Origin of the sequence: Mycobacterium europaeum, from assembly GCF_034555895.2 — a bacterium.
In the GTDB taxonomy this organism is placed as follows: domain Bacteria; phylum Actinomycetota; class Actinomycetes; order Mycobacteriales; family Mycobacteriaceae; genus Mycobacterium; species Mycobacterium europaeum.
On the sequence record NZ_CP157315.1, the window covers coordinates 1,855,834 to 1,869,529 of the forward strand.

The 13,696-nt window shown below is 69.8% G+C and carries 14 protein-coding genes; 7 read left to right on the top strand and 7 right to left on the bottom strand.

What is annotated here, in order from left to right; translation table 11 throughout:
• The first annotated feature begins 17 nt into the window (after window positions 1-17).
• On the top strand, window positions 18-398 hold the full coding sequence (locus U8D42_RS08710) for an NYN domain-containing protein (RefSeq protein WP_090422063.1): 381 nt from the start codon (window positions 18-20) through the stop codon (window positions 396-398).
• Between the two features lie 59 nt (window positions 399-457).
• Window positions 458-1,336 carry an NAD(P)H-dependent flavin oxidoreductase gene (locus tag U8D42_RS08715; RefSeq protein WP_348636963.1) on the top strand — a complete coding sequence of 293 codons (879 nt, stop codon included), beginning with the start codon at window positions 458-460 and terminating at the stop codon, window positions 1,334-1,336.
• Between the two features lie 51 nt (window positions 1,337-1,387).
• On the opposite strand, the gene tpx is transcribed toward U8D42_RS08715, so the two are convergent.
• Complete coding sequence (gene tpx, locus U8D42_RS08720; protein WP_085238902.1) at window positions 1,388-1,882, bottom strand: thiol peroxidase; 495 nt, start codon at window positions 1,880-1,882, stop codon at window positions 1,388-1,390.
• Between the two features lie 110 nt (window positions 1,883-1,992).
• On the opposite strand from tpx, the gene U8D42_RS08725 reads away from it, so the two are divergent.
• Together U8D42_RS08725 and U8D42_RS08730 are read left to right on the top strand one after the other, a co-directional pair.
• Window positions 1,993-2,952, top strand: a complete 960-nt coding sequence (locus tag U8D42_RS08725; protein ID WP_322861469.1) for a GlxA family transcriptional regulator — start codon at window positions 1,993-1,995, stop codon at window positions 2,950-2,952.
• Window positions 2,953-3,031: 79 nt separating this feature from the next.
• A complete protein-coding gene (locus U8D42_RS08730) occupies window positions 3,032-3,757 on the top strand; it encodes a DJ-1/PfpI family protein (RefSeq protein ID WP_348636964.1) in 726 nt (241 codons plus the stop codon).
• Window positions 3,758-3,795: 38 nt separating this feature from the next.
• On the opposite strand, the gene U8D42_RS08735 is transcribed toward U8D42_RS08730, so the two are convergent.
• A complete protein-coding gene (locus U8D42_RS08735) occupies window positions 3,796-4,272 on the bottom strand; it encodes a nuclear transport factor 2 family protein (protein ID WP_322861471.1) in 477 nt (158 codons plus the stop codon).
• A 58-nt stretch (window positions 4,273-4,330) separates the two neighbouring features.
• Here U8D42_RS08735 and U8D42_RS08740 point away from each other — a divergent pair, with 58 nt between their 5' ends.
• On the top strand, window positions 4,331-5,101 hold the full coding sequence (locus U8D42_RS08740; protein WP_322861472.1) for an SDR family oxidoreductase: 771 nt from the start codon (window positions 4,331-4,333) through the stop codon (window positions 5,099-5,101).
• Between the two features lie 40 nt (window positions 5,102-5,141).
• On the opposite strand, the gene U8D42_RS08745 is transcribed toward U8D42_RS08740, so the two are convergent.
• Window positions 5,142-5,798: a hypothetical protein gene (locus U8D42_RS08745; RefSeq protein ID WP_085238907.1), complete on the bottom strand. Its 657-nt coding sequence runs from the start codon at window positions 5,796-5,798 to the stop codon at window positions 5,142-5,144.
• A gap of 116 nt (window positions 5,799-5,914) precedes the next feature.
• On the opposite strand from U8D42_RS08745, the gene U8D42_RS08750 reads away from it, so the two are divergent.
• Window positions 5,915-6,766, top strand: coding sequence for a bile acid:sodium symporter family protein (locus tag U8D42_RS08750; protein WP_244275495.1), 852 nt, complete (start codon window positions 5,915-5,917; stop codon window positions 6,764-6,766).
• A 12-nt stretch (window positions 6,767-6,778) separates the two neighbouring features.
• Here the strand turns inward: U8D42_RS08750 and U8D42_RS08755 are convergent, their stop codons facing one another.
• The 4 genes from U8D42_RS08755 to U8D42_RS08770 form a co-directional block, all read right to left on the bottom strand.
• Window positions 6,779-7,450: a GAP family protein gene (locus U8D42_RS08755; protein ID WP_322861473.1), complete on the bottom strand. Its 672-nt coding sequence runs from the start codon at window positions 7,448-7,450 to the stop codon at window positions 6,779-6,781.
• Between the two features lie 8 nt (window positions 7,451-7,458).
• Window positions 7,459-9,786 carry an arylsulfatase gene (locus U8D42_RS08760; RefSeq protein WP_322861474.1) on the bottom strand — a complete coding sequence of 776 codons (2,328 nt, stop codon included), beginning with the start codon at window positions 9,784-9,786 and terminating at the stop codon, window positions 7,459-7,461.
• 94 nt (window positions 9,787-9,880) lie between these two features.
• Entirely contained in the window at window positions 9,881-11,113 is a 1,233-nt protein-coding gene (locus tag U8D42_RS08765) for a serine hydrolase domain-containing protein (RefSeq protein WP_322861475.1), read from the bottom strand.
• A gap of 75 nt (window positions 11,114-11,188) precedes the next feature.
• Window positions 11,189-13,024 (bottom strand): fatty acyl-AMP ligase, encoded by a 1,836-nt coding sequence (locus tag U8D42_RS08770; protein WP_322861476.1) that lies wholly within the window; start codon window positions 13,022-13,024, stop codon window positions 11,189-11,191.
• 192 nt (window positions 13,025-13,216) lie between these two features.
• Between U8D42_RS08770 and U8D42_RS08775 the strand changes: the two genes are divergently transcribed.
• The gene (locus tag U8D42_RS08775; RefSeq protein WP_322861477.1) at window positions 13,217-13,684 is read left to right on the top strand and encodes an SRPBCC family protein; all 468 of its coding nucleotides are present in this window, start codon (window positions 13,217-13,219) and stop codon (window positions 13,682-13,684) included.
• Window positions 13,685-13,696 lie beyond the last annotated feature (12 nt).

Consider the following 13,696-nt stretch of genomic DNA (forward strand, 5'->3'; position numbering starts at 1 on the left):
GCCTTACCGTAGGGGCCGTGCGGTGGATTGTGGACGGCATGAACGTGATCGGGAGCCGCCCGGACGGTTGGTGGAAGGACCGCGGCCGCGCCATGGTGGCGCTGGCCGAGCGGCTCGACCGATGGGCCGCCTCCCAGGGAGACGACGTGACCGTCGTGTTCGAACGGCCCCCGTCGACCGCCATACCCGCGTCGGTGATCGAGATCGCGTATGCGCCCAGGGCGGCCGCGAACTCGGCGGACGACGAGATCGTTCGGCGCGTCCGGGCCGCTCCCCGACCGCACGATATTCGTGTGGTGACGTCCGACAAAGGGCTCAGCGACCGCGTGCTCAGCCTGGGGGCCACGGTCCAGCCCGCCGCGAGCTTCCGGGACCTCATCGACCCGAGGTCCGCATGAACACAGTCAACCGGGTCTGCGGACTCGCCGGGATCGACATCCCGATCATCCAGGCGCCGATGACCTACATCGCCGGCGCCCAGCTGGCCGCCGCGGTGTCCAACGCGGGCGCGCTGGGCATCATCGAGACCACTTCCGAGCAGGGCCGAGCCGATCTACGGCGCGTCCGCGACCTCACCGACCGCCCGGTGGGCGCCAACATCGCGCTGATCATGAACCGCGACCCGGGCACCGTGGATCTCTTGGTGGCCAACGGGATTCGCTTCGTCACCACGTCCGCCGGCGATCCGGCGCTGTTCACCGGCCGGCTCCACGACGCCGGCATCACCGTGTTCCATGTGGTGGGCACCCTCGCGGCGGCCCGCAAGGCCGTCGATGCCGGGGTGGACGGGCTGGTGGTCGAGGGTGTCGAGGGCGGCGGGTTCAAGAACCGATTCGGTGCATCGACCATGGTGCTGCTGCCGTTGGTGGCGGCCCACGTCGACGTGCCGATCGTGGCGGCGGGCGGAATCTGCGACGCGCGCTCGATGGCGGCCGCGTTCGTGCTGGGTGCCGAGGGCGTGCAGATGGGCACGCGGCTGCTGGCCTCGGCGGATTCCCCGGTCCACGGCAACCTGAAGCAGGCGGTCGTCGCGGCCGACGAAACGTCCACCGTGCTGCTGCCCCTCGACGGCAAACGCATGATGCGTGTCATCCGGACGGCCGCCGCCGACAGGCTCGATGCCGCAACGTCTTCCGCCGATGGCGCCGCGGCGCTGCAGCGGGTGCAGCGGCTCTACTTCGACGGGGACATGGACGTCAGCGTCGCCAACACCGGTCAGGTGGCCGGCCGCATCCAGGACATCCCGCCCGCCGCCGAGATCATCGAGCGGATGTGGGCGGGGTGCCGCGAAGTGCTGGCGGTCACGGCCGATCGCCTGGGGCCGGCCGGGGCCTAGCCGCGGCGGTCCCTTGCCGTCGGAAACGACGCCGCTGCGGTCAGCCGGGGATCAGCCCGCCGCGGCCAGCGCCGCGTCGTAGTTCGGCTCTTGGGCGATCTCCGGCACCAGTTCGGTGTAGGCGACCTTGCCGTCCGCTCCGACCACGACGATGGCCCGGGCGAGCAGACCCGCCATCGGTCCGTCGCTCATGGTGACGCCGTAGTCCTCGCCGAAGCTGCTGCGGAACGCCGAAGCCGTCTTGACGTTGTCGATGCCCTCGGCGCCGCAGAAGCGGGCGAACGCGAACGGCAGGTCCTTCGACACGCACACCACCGAGGCGCCGCTGGCGGCGGCGCGCTCGTTGAAGGTCCGGACGCTGGTCGCGCACACCGGCGTGTCCACGGACGGGAAGATGTTGAGCACCACGGCTTTACCGCCGAGCTGGTCGCTACTGACCGCTCCCAGGTCGCCGCCCGTCAGGCTGAAGGCCGGCGCCGGAGATCCGACGGCAGGCAGCTCGCCGACGGTGTTGATCGGGTTTCCACGCAACGTTATCTGTGCCATGCCGACAGTCTGCCAAGCCCGTCGCGACGGCCATGGGTCAGGTCCCATGTCCTAATTCGTGGGGTGCAGGTCGTAGACGACACGCCCCGGCGTGCCGAACACTTGACCTCATGGCTCGCAAAGTGGTCATCGCCGGGTATCCCGGCGTGCAGGCGCTCGACGTGGTGGGGCCGCACGACGTGTTCACCGGCGCGGCGCGGCTCACCGGCGGCGGGTACGACGTCGTCGTGGCCTCCGTGGACGGGCGGGCCGTCACCACCCCGACCGGCCTCGCCTTCGTCGCCGCGCCGCTGCCGGAACCCGACGACCCCCGCGAAAAGATCGACACGGTGGTGCTGCCCGGCGGCGGCGGCGTGCAGGAAGCGCGGTCGGATGCCGAGCTGATCGGCTGGATCAAGGCCGTCGCCGCGACCGCCCGTCGCGTGGTCACGGTCTGCACGGGGGCGTTCTTGGCGGCCGAGGCGGGGTTGCTCGACGGGCAGCGGGTGACCACGCACTGGGCTTTCGCCGGACGGTTGGCCCGCGAATTCCCCGCGATCGACGTGGACGCGGATCCGATTTTCCTCCGCAGTTCGAAGACCGTGTGGACGGCGGCCGGTGTCACCGCGGGAATCGACCTGGCGCTCTCGCTGGTGGAGGACGACCACGGCACCGAGGTCGCGCAGACCGTCGCGCGGTGGCTGGTCTTGTATCTGCGCCGTCCCGGCGGGCAGACGCAGTTCGCGGCGCCGGTGTGGATGCCGCGCGCCAAACGACAGTCGATCCGCGCCGTGCAGGAGGCGATCGAGGCGGATCCGGGCGGTGAGCACGGCATCGACCAGCTGGCCCGCCGGGCGGCGATGAGCCCGCGTCACTTCACCCGGGTGTTCACCGCCGAGGTCGGCGAGGCGCCCGGGCAGTATGTCGAGCGGATCCGCACCGAAGCCGCGCGGCGGCAGTTGGAGGAGACCGACGACACCGTCGTCACGATCGCCGCCCGATGCGGTTTCGGCACCGCGGAAACCATGCGACGCAACTTCCTTCGCCGGGTCGGTATCCCGCCCGACCAATACCGCAAGGCCTTTGCCTGAAAAGACGCCTGAAACCGAGAGGACGACACCCATGACCCAGATCGCGATCGTGACCTATCCAGGATTCACCGCGCTCGACATGATCGGCCCCTACGAGGTGCTGCGCAACCTGCACGACACCGAAGTGCGGTTCGTCTGGCACCAGCCGGGGCCGATCACCGCCGACTCCGGCGTGCTGGTGATCGGGGCCACCCACTCGCTGGCCGAAACGCCCTCGCCCGACGTCGTTCTCGTGCCGGGCGGCCCCTCCACACCGGTGCACGCCCGCGACGAGGCGCTGCTGGACTGGCTGCGGCAGGCCCACCGGACGGCCCGATGGACGACGTCGGTGTGCTCCGGGTCGGTCATCCTGGCGGCGGCCGGCCTCCTCGTCGGCCGGCGCGCCACGTCGCACTGGCTGACCATGCCGGCGTTGAAGGCGTTCGGCGCCGTCCCGGTGGGCGACGAGCGAATCGTGCGGCAGGACAACGTCGTTACCGGCGCCGGGGTGTCGGCGGGACTCGACCTCGCGTTCTGGCTGGCCGGACAGATCGGTGGAGAAAGCCGCGCCAAGGCAATCCAACTCGCGATCGAATACGACCCGCAGCCGCCGTTCGACTCCGGCCACGTGTCGAAGGCGTCGGCGACCACGAAGGCGGCCGCGACCGCGCTGCTGTCCAGGGAAAGCGTCAAGCCGGCCAACATGAAGGCCGCCACCATGCTGGCCTGGGAGCTGGCCTGGGAGCAGGCATTGGCGGCCGTGCGATCGCGGCGCCGGGGCGCCTTCGGGGCCGACCGCGCATTTCGCGACACGACACGCCGGTGAAGCGTCGTAGCCTGCACGCTCGGCGGGGGTGGGACCGTCTACGCCTGAGGTTGCAGGATCTCGGTTGACTCGAGCCGTCCGCCGGCCTGCAGCCAGGCGGCCACCACGCCGGGCGCATCCCGGTTGGGGTTATAGATGTCTTCCTCGCTGGAGAACAAGCCGTTGCCGGCGTAGACCAGCCGCGTCCAGTTCGGGAACCAGAAGGGTTCGCCGTCGGGATCGGTCGGGTGGTCCAGCAGATTCTTGATCATCACGACGACGGCGTCGTTGTCCTCGTCGTAGGCGGTCCAGTCGGACGGAAATCGCATGTGCGGGAACGGCGCCATGACGGCGACGATCCAGTCCCGCACGGCCTCGCGGCCGTAGAACACCCCGTAGTGATGTTCGGTGTAGACGACGTCCTCGGTGAAGAGATCGGCGAACGGCCGCCAGTCGCCCGAGGCGCTGCACCCCTCCACGACCCGCGTGTAGTTCTCGACGGCTTGCTCGATTTCGGCCCTGGTGAATTTGCCCATGGCGGACACACTAGAACGTGTTTCCGGTACAGGTAGCTCGTCTGAATGGGGAGATCGCATGAACGTCTTGAAGTTGTTCGATCTGCGCGGCAAGCGGGCCCTGATAACCGGGGCATCGAGCGGCATCGGCAAGAAGGTGGCCCAGGCCTACCTCCAAGCGGGGGCCGACGTGGCCATCGCGGCGCGCCGTCCCGAGAGCCTGGACCGGGTCGCCCGGGAGATCGCGGGGGACGGCGAGGGCAAGGTCGTGCCGATCCGTTGCGACGTGACCCAACCCAATCAGGTCGGCGAGATGCTGGACCGGGTGACCGCGGAGCTGGGCGGCGTCGACATCGCGGTCTGCAACGCCGGCATCATCAGCGTGAACCCGATGCTGGACATGTCGCCGGAAGAGTTCGAACGCATCCAGAGCACCAACGTCACAGGCGTTTTCCTCACCGCGCAAGCGGCGGCCAGGGCGATGGTCCGACAGGGACGGGGCGGCGCCATCATCACGACGGCCTCGATGTCGGGGCACATCATCAACGTTCCGCAGCAAGTCGGTCACTACTGCACCTCCAAGGCGGCGGTGATCCAGCTGACCAAGGCCATGGCCGTCGAGTTGGCGCCGCACAACATTCGGGTCAACAGCGTCAGCCCGGGCTACATCCTCACCGAACTCGTGGAGCCGCTGACCGAATACCACCGCCAGTGGGAGCCGAAGATACCGCTCGGGCGGATCGGCCGCCCCGAAGAACTCGCCGGCCTGTACCTCTACCTGGCCAGCGACGCTTCCAGCTACATGACGGGTTCCGACATCGTGATCGACGGCGGATACACCTGCCCGTAGCTCACGTAACGCGGACGGGTCGGCCGAACCGGTTCGCAGGTCAGCCCTCGAGCTCCCCGGAGATCCCCCGCTCGATGCCGGCCTGGGTGGTGGCCGGCAAGACGATGAGGCCGTCGAGTTCCCGGCGCGCCAAGTCGTAGGCGCGCCCGCGTTCCTGCGATGTCGCCGCGGGATCCGACGCCACCCGGAGCAGGTTCTGAGCGCGCGCGATCCGCTGCTGGTCGGTCCCGGAGAAGTCACTGCGACGCCTGCGCATCGCTTCGGTCTCGGCGGCGTTGAAGGCGGTCACGTAATCCTCGACCGCGTGCCGGTATTGGGCGGTGGCCTCGCGGTCGTCGAGCAGCTCTTCGGCTTTGACCGGGCGCAGGAAGTCGGCCCGGAGCTTGGCCTTGTGAAAGGCGACCGTGAGCGGATCGCGCATGTCCGTCATGAGCGGGAAGTCGAGGAGCTTGGCGACGTCGAGCTCGTAGGCGAGCCAGCGCGCGTCGGTGCGGCTGTGCTCCTCGAGGATCCGGCGCAGCGACCGCCACTGCGCGACGTGATTGTCACCGGTCGGCGGTGTCTCCGTCCGTTCGGGAGGCGACTGCTGTTCGGCGCGCCGGCGGTTGGCCCCGAACGCGCGCACCGCCGCGACGGTCGCACCCGCCAGGGGCAGGAGCACGATCAACAGCTCGGCCAACCGGATGAGCACACCCACACGGCCAGGATGCCATTGCAGGGCCGTCCGGCGCGGGCTCGCGCGCATCCCGTGGTGCGTCCTCGACCATCCCGGCACCGTGCTGAGGCCGGCGTGGCAGGCTGACCGGTGTGAGCATGGCCGATGCGGCACGCATAGCCTTCCAGATCAGCCTCTTCGTCGTGATCCTCGGTTACGGGTTGACCGCGCGGTTCGCCGACGCCGCCTACCTGTTGCGCCTGCCGGATCTGCTGGCCCGCTCCTTGCTGGCCGTGCTGGTCGTGGCGCCGGTCATCGCGGGCGTGTTGGTGGGGGTGCTGGACCTGCGCCCCCAGGTGGCCATCGCGCTTGTCACCCTGGCGGTTTCACCGCTGCCGCCGTTGCTGCCGCGGCGGGGCGAGAAGGCGGGCGGGCGCCCGCAATACGGGCTCGGCCTCGTGCTGGTGCTCGCCGTTCTCGCGGTCCCGGTGATCTCCGTGGCCGCGCCGTTGATCGCGCGCGTGTTCGGGCACCAGTACGTCGCGAGCCCCTGGGCGATCGCGGAGCTGATGCTGATGTCGGTGGTGGCGCCGCTCGTCGCGGGAATGGGGATCCGGAGGCGCTGGCCGGCCCTCGCGGCGCGTATCGAGGGACCGATCGACCACGTGCAGCGGTGGGCGCTGCCGGTGGCGATGGTCGTTCTGCTGATCGCCGCGGCGCCGAGCATGTGGAAGCTGCTGGGTGAGTCGACGCTGCTGGCGATGGTGTTGTTCGCGGGCAGCACGGTCGCCGTGGGGCACGTGCTCGGGGGCCCCGAGCGGGAGTCGTCGGCGGTGCTGGCATTCGCCAGCAGCTGCCGTCACCCCGCGACGGCGTTGACCATCGCATCGGTGAACTTTCCCAACGCGGACGAACACGGGGCCGTCGCCCTCTACGGGCTGGTCACCGTCGCGGTGGGTGCGGTCTACACCTTCTGGTTGCGACGGCGCGCGGCCACGCCATCCGCCTGACCGGCGAGGTCCCTAGAGAATCCCGAAGCCGCGCAGGGCTTTGAGCGCGAACCATCCCCCGAAGACCACGCCCAGCGCGATCACGATCTGCCGGTCGTGTCCTTGCAGCCAACCCAAGACCCTGTCCAGCAGGGCGCGCGATCGGTCCGGGAAAACCGCTGCCACCACGACGATGAGGAGATTCACGCTCGCGGCGAGCGCCACAAAGAGGACATAAGAACCGACATTGGCGGGCCGGCTCAAATTCGCGTTGCCGATCACGCTGATGGCCCCGAGCGTGAAGACCCAGGCTTTCACCGACACGGCGATGACCCCGGCACCGATGAAGAACGCTTTGGCGGGCGTGGCCGACGTCAGCATGGTCATCCACTTCGGCGGCGGTGCGTCGGGATCGTCGTCCGTCAACAGCTCCCGCGCCGCGGTGACCAGCAGCAGCAGTGCCACCACCAACAGCGCGGTGGCAGCGATCCAGTGGTGCGGGCGGTCCGGGTCGGCGCTACGCGCTCCCCAATGCAGGATGGTGCCGAAGATGAGGCCTTGCAGCAGGCGCGTGCTGATGTGCCCCGCAACCCAGGCGCCGGCCGACCGCACACGCGACGGGGTCCCCAGCAGCATGATCGTGATGACGACTTCGATCGGTTCCAGCGCACAACCGAGGAGCAGCGGGACGAGGCCGCTCCACATCGCGAGCACTACTGCGCCCCGAGCGCGGCGCGCATCTCCGCCTCGGCGAGCGCCGCGGCCAGGTCGGTGGGATGCGGATGCACGGTGGCGTCGATGCGGTCGATGCGACCGGTGAACCGGAAATCGTGCCCGTAGGGCGCGACCGGGGAGCCGGTGTCGGTGCCCACGTCCAACGTCTCGCCGCTCATCGAGAAGCGAAACGGAACCGTGCGTTCGACGCGGCCGCCGGCCACGGTCATGTCGTTGACACGCAGCGACACCGAGGCGCCTTTGCCCAGTCCGCCGCCGTCGTAGTCAAACGACACGGCCAGCGCGACAGGGCCTTCCGGCAGCGGCTCGGTCGCCGCAATGGTGGTGAGCTCATGGCCCAGGTAGTTGTAGGCGAAGCGGGGAACGCCGCGTTGCAGGTACAAGCTCCACCCGGCCATCGCGCCGCCGATGCAGATGACCACGCCCCGAGCGCCGCCCGCCGGAATGGCGAGCTGTGCTCGCAATTCGAAAGAGGTGCTGGTGTAGCTCAGTGTCACGGGCTCGGGGATGCGCACCTGCCCGGCGTAGTAGGTGACCGAGGTGCGCTCGGCCAGCAGGCTCGGCCGGTTGCCGGGGAAGGCGCGGGCCAGCGTCGCGTCGCTGAGCGGGTAGACGTCGTATTTCCGCGCCTCGGCATCGAATACGGCCTTCAGCTCCGCGAGCTTGGCGGGGAGTTGCGCCGCCAGGTCGACGCCCTGGCTGAAATCGTCGGCGAGGTGGTAGAGCTCCCAGCGTTCGGTGTCGCCGAACGGCGTTGCGCGCTGGGCGCGGACCCAGGGCAGTCGACCGTGAAAACACGAGGCGATCCAACCATCGTGGTACACAGCGCGATTGCCGAAGATTTCGAAATACTGGGTGGTCCGCCGCCCGGCTGCGGCAGGGTCGTCGAACGAATACCGCATGCTGACACCCTCGACCGGCTTCTGTTCGACGCCGTTGACACACGTGGGCATCTCGATGCCGGCGGCTTCCAGGATCGTCGGCACGATGTCGATGACATGGTGGAACTGGCTGCGCTGCTCCCCCGCCGCCGCGATGCCCCGCGGCCAGGAGATCGCCAGCCCATTGCGGGTTCCGCCGAAGTGGGACGCCACTTGTTTCATCCACTGAAACGGTGCGTCGAGCGCCCACGCCCAGCCCACGTTGTAGTGGTTTTCGCAGCGTGGCGTGCCGAAGTCGGCGATGTGGGCCAGCAGCCACTCCGGATCCTCGGGCATGCCGTTCTGGAAGGCCGGTGAGCTCCACGCGCCGTGCAGCGTCCCTTCCGCGGATGCGCCGTTGTCGCCGCACAGGTAGATGAACAACGTGTTGTCCCACTGCCCTGACGCGTCGACGGCGTCGATGACCCGCGCGACCTGGGCGTCGGTGTGAGCCAGAAACCCGGCGTAGACCTCCATCAGCCGCCGGGCCACCGGCTTGTAGCGGTCGTCGTAGTCGGCCCATGCGGGTATCTGCGGGGGTCGCGGCGTCAACACGGCGCCGGCGGGGATGATCCCCATTTCCAGCTGGCGGGCGTAGATGCGTTCCCGCAGCGCATCCCAACCGTCGTCGAATTGGCCGGCGAACCGGTCCGACCATTCCGGCCACACCTGGTGCGGGCTGTGGGTGGCGCCGGGCGCGAAGTACAGGAAGAACGGCTTGTCCGGCGCGGACGTTTGCTGCAGCCGGATCCAGTCGATCGCCTTGTCGGCGAGGTCTTCGGTCAGGTGGTAGTCGTCGCGTCCCAGGTACGGCTCGACGGGCGTGATCTGGTCGTAGAGCGCGGGTTCGTACTGGGAGGTGTCCCCGCCCAGAAATCCGTAGAAACGCTCGAAGCCGAGTCCGGTCGGCCAGCGGTCGAACGGACCCGCCGGCCCGATCTCCCAAATCGGGGTGAAGTGCGCCTTGCCGAACAGCGCCGTGCTGTAGCCGTTCATCTTCAGCACCTGGGCGACGGTGGCGGTGCTCTGTGGGATCAGGCTGTCGTAACCCGGGAATCCGTAGGCGATCTCGCAGATGGTGCCCATGTGCGCGCTGTGATGATTGCGACCGGTCAGCAGTGCGGCGCGCGTCGGTGAGCACAGCGCGGTGGTGTGGAATTGGTTGTAGCGCAACCCGGCGCCGGCGACGCGGTCCAGTGCGGGGGTCGGCACCGGTCCACCGAAGGTCGACGCGGCGCCGAACCCGACGTCGTCGAGCAACACCACGACGACGTTGGGCGCGCCGGCGGGCGGGGCGACGATCGACGGTCTTACCGGGGTGGAGTCGGCCGTCGACGGGTTGAGGCCCCCGTCGAATCGTGCGTCCCCGCGGGGCGGGTTGACCATGGCGCCTCCTGGTGCTGGTGCAGCGGATCTCCCGGCTGTCCCCCAGGCAACTCGGCAGCCTCACCGTAGCGGACGAAAAGGATTTCCACCGGCGTCACGTCTGCGGACGCACGCCGAGCACGTCGCGAAACAGCGCCTGCCGCAGGGCGAGTTCGCGCGGGTCGCTCCACAGGTGAAAGCCCAGCCGATTCATCACGTAGGCGAACCCGACGCCGGTGTCCGGGTCGGCGCAGCCGAACGAGCCGCCGAAGCCCGGAGTTCCGAAGGCCTTTTCCGAGGAGCCGAAGGCGAAGTGCGGCACCGGTTTACAGAACCCCAGCGAATACACCACGTCCACGTTCATGACCTTGTCGCGGGCGCCCCGGCTCGGCTCGAGCGCCGGCGCCGCCAGCGCATCGAGGGTGTCGCCGCCGAGACCGAGTTCCGCTCCCCCGGTGGCCGCGCCGCCGTACAGCCGCGCCACCGCGCGGGCGGTGCCGATGCCGTTGGCCGACGGGATCTCGACCGCCCGCACCTCGTCGCGGTTGTAGTCGCCGTTGAACGCGTTGACGCCGCGCGGGACCCCGATGGTGCGCGCCGTCAGGCCGACCGGGTTGAGGGAGGCGCCGACGAACCCGGCCGGCATCACGTTCAGATGCAGCAGCGACTCCGCGCGCGCCCAGTTGTGGACGTGCGCCACCCGCTCGCGGTCGACCGAATCCGGCAGTCCGATGTGCAGGTCCAGTCCCAGCGGCCGGACGACCTCGTCGGCCATGAAACGGCCCAGCGTGCGGCCGGCCGGGTCGGTCCGGCGGATCAGCTCGGATTCGTACCAGCCGAGCGTGATCGCGTGGTAGCCGTGCCGGGTGCCCGGGCGCCACGCGGGCGCCTGCGCCGCGAGGATCGGCGCAAGCCTGGCGGGGTCGGCGACGTCGGCCAGCGTGGGTTTCGGTTTGAGCGCGCACAGTCCGGCCTGGTGCCCGAGGAGTTGGCGTACCGTCACCTCGCCCTTGCCCGCTTGCGCGAATTCCGGCCAGTAATCGGCCACCCGGGCGTCATAGGAGAGGAGTCCCCGGGACACCGCCACGGCCACGACCAGGGCGGCGACCCCTTTGGTCGTGGAGAACATGTTGACCATCGTGTCGGGCCGCCAGGGCTCCTTGGCCAACCCGTTGCGGTAGCCGCCCCACAAGTCGACGACCTTGACCCCGTCCCGGTACACCGCAACGGCGGCGCCGACTTCCGCGCCGGCGCGGAAACTGGCGCGGAAGGCGTCGGCGACCTTTCCGTAGCCGGTGTCGGCGTCGCCGTGAATCCGATCCGCCGGCACCGCAATCTTGAGCACCATCGTTCGCCTCCCACGGGAGACTAAGTCAACCGCGCCGCGAGGGCCCCGCTTTTGGGGCGTCCCGGCCCGCCGCGGTCAGCGCGCGCCCAGGCTGCCGCTGAGGTATTGGGCGCGGCACGCGCGGCGCGCCAGTTTGCCGCTGGTGGTGCGCGGAATGGCGCCGGCCGACAGGAAACGCACGTCGGCCACCGGCACACCGTGGCGGCGCGAGACCGCGGCGCGGATGGCCTCGATGGCCGGCTGCGGGTCGGCGCGGCTGGTTCCCGTGGCCCGCTCGGCGATGATCACCAGCTGTTGACCGGTGCCCTCGGCCGGCACCGCGAAGGCGGTCACGTACCCGCGCCGGACGATCGGCGACGCTTCTGCGACGGTCGCCTCGATGTGTTGCGGGTAGTGGTTGCGGCCGTCGACGGTGACCATGTCGGCGATCCGGCCCGTGACGTACAGCTCGCCGTCGAGATGGGTGCCCAGGTCCCCGGTCCGCAGCCACGGGCGTTCGGCGGCGGCGCCCTGGGCGTGGCTGCCCTCGGCGAGCCGCGAGTGCAGCCGGGCGCCGAACGCTCGCCGGGTGTCGTCGGGCAGCCCCCAGTAACCCCGGCCGACGTTGTTGCCCTGGATCCAGATCTCACCGATACGACCGTCGGGCAGTTCGGTGCCGGTGTCCGGGTCGACGATGACGGCCCATTCGCTGCGGCCCACCTGACCGCAGGAGACCTGTGCCACCGCTCCCGGCGCGTCCGCCGCCACCCGCACCGCGCGCCCGGCGCCCAGCTCGTCGCGGTCGAAGTAGGCGGCGGTCGCCTGGGCGTCGGGGGCGATGGTCGCGACGAACAGCGTGGCCTCGGCGATGCCGTAGGAGGGCTTGAACGCGGTGGGCTGCAATCCGTACGGGGCGAACGCCTTGTTGAAGCTGGTGATCGCGTCGATGCTGACCGGTTCGGACCCGATGATCAGCACCACGTTGCTCAGGTCGACGTCGTCGCCCGGGGCGGGCAGGCCCCGCTGGGCCGTCCACTCGTAGGCGAAGTTCGGCGCCGCGGTGACGGCGCGCCCCGCCTGGGCGGACAAGGCCTTGATCCAGCGCTGCGGCCGGCGGACGAACGCGGCGGGCGACATCAGCGTGGAGTGTCCCCCGTACACCGCCGGGAAGCCGATCATCGACAGGCCCATGTCGTGGTAGAGCGGTAACCAGCTCACCCCGTGGGTGTTGCGGTCGAGCAGGTCGATCGACAGGATCATCTGCACGAGGTTGGTGCCGACGGCCCGGTGCGTGATCTCCACGCCCACCGGGGGCCGGGTCGAGCCCGACGTGTACTGCAGGTGCGAGACGTCGTCGTGGCGTAACTCGGTGGGCGCGAACGATTCCCGCGCCGAGTCGGGGATCTCGTCGATGACGAGGACCCGCGGGCGCCGCAATTGCGGAAGGGTGCTCAGAAAGTCCTCGACCGCGCCCCGGGCCGCCGCCGTCGTCAACACCGCCGTCGGCTCCGAGTCCCGCAGGGCGGTATCGAGACGTTCCGCGTGCCCGGGCAACTCCGGCGCGAACAGCGGCACGGCGATGGTTCCGGCCTTGATCGCCGCATAGAAACCCATCACGTAGTCGAGGCTCTGCGGCGCCAGGACCGCGACGCGTTCGCCACGGCCGGCCGCCTGTTGGACGCGCGCGCCGATGGCTTCCAGCCGCACCCCGAACTGGCTCCACGTCACCTCCTCGACGAGCCCGTCGGCCGACCGGCTGTAGTCCAGGAATCGGTACGCCACGGCGTCACCGACGTTCGCGATGTTGCGCTCGATGAGCGAGATCAGCGTGACGTCCGGCGGCGGCATGATGTTGCCGTCGGCATCCAGGCAGTCCTCGATCTCGAGCAAGCCGGGAGGAGCTTGGTTGTGCTGCCGGGAACCGAACGCCATGGACAACACTGTAGGCAAGGCCGGCGGGCGGCGGCCGTGAACGTGATCATCGGCACCCCGGGGGCGAAGGGCGTTGAGGCCGAACTGAATTCGCCTGTCCCGCGAACCCCGTCCCGGGGATGCGCAGTGTGGGCGATAACCTACCCGCGAGCGGCACGCAGGGTCGCCGACGATGCCAGCGGGGGTTTGGTCATGTCAGGCAGGACATTTTCTTTCGAGGTGAACCGCACCAGCACCGCGCCCGCCGCGACGCTGTTCCGGCTCGTCACCGACGGCGCCAACTGGTCGAAGTGGGCCAAGCCCATCGTCGTGCAGTCGAGCTGGGCGCGGCAGGGCGATCCCGCGCCCGGCGGCATCGGGGCCATCCGCAAGGTGGGACTGTGGCCGGTGCTGGTCCAGGAGGAGACCGTCGAGTACGAGCAGGATCGCCGGCATGCCTACCGGCTGGTCGGGCCCCCGACACCCGCCAAGGATTACTCGGGCGAGGTGGTGTTCACACCGAACCCGGCGGGTGGAACCGACATCCGCTGGACCGGTTCGTTCACCGAGGGCGTGCGCGGGACGGGTCCGGTGATGCGTGCCGCCATGGGCGGCGCGGTCCGGTACTTCGCCGGTCGCCTGGTGAAGGCGGCCGAGCGGGAATCGAACGGCCGGCGCTAGCCCGCTTCCCGA